Genomic DNA, 505 nt, shown 5'->3' with positions numbered 1-505 from the left:
CCCGAGACATATCGGTGTTTGTCCCGTCCTTCATCGGCTCCTAGTGCCAAGGCATCCACCGTGCGCCCTTAATCACTTAACTATATTTCTTACAGTAAAAAAGACGTTTTGTTTGATGTCTTGTCATCATTCGTTCCAGCTTATCAACTAAGCCTTCACTCTTGATTTTTCTTATCTAGTTTTCAAGGTACATAATTTGAGAGTTTTAATCTCTCAAAACTGAACCAAACAACACAGTATGAATTCCTATAACTGTCCAGCTACAGCTCCCAGGTCCTCGCTGCTATAAGCAATTCACCTCCATGTGTCCAAGTTCATGACACATTACGGCGCCTTGCTTATCCAGTCGGACCTAAACGGTCGCTTTCGCCTTTCGTTTATCCTTAGAAAGGAGGTGATCCAGCCGCACCTTCCGATACGGCTACCTTGTTACGACTTCACCCCAATCATTGGCCCCACCTTAGGCGGCTGGCTCCTAGAAGGTTACCCCACCGACTTCGGGTGT

2 rRNA genes are annotated in these 505 nt (G+C 46.3%); both read right to left on the bottom strand.

The window, feature by feature from the left end:
- Window positions 1–82: ribosomal RNA gene (locus FCI53_RS21280) — 23S ribosomal RNA — on the bottom strand; the annotation flags it as partial.
- Window positions 83–387: 305 nt separating this feature from the next.
- A 16S ribosomal RNA gene (locus FCI53_RS21275) occupies window positions 388–505 on the bottom strand; the annotation flags it as partial.

Origin of the sequence: Aquibacillus sediminis, from assembly GCF_005870085.1 — a bacterium.
In the GTDB taxonomy this organism is placed as follows: domain Bacteria; phylum Bacillota; class Bacilli; order Bacillales; family Amphibacillaceae; genus Aquibacillus_E; species Aquibacillus_E sediminis.
This window is presented reverse-complemented; position numbering and strand designations above follow the sequence as displayed.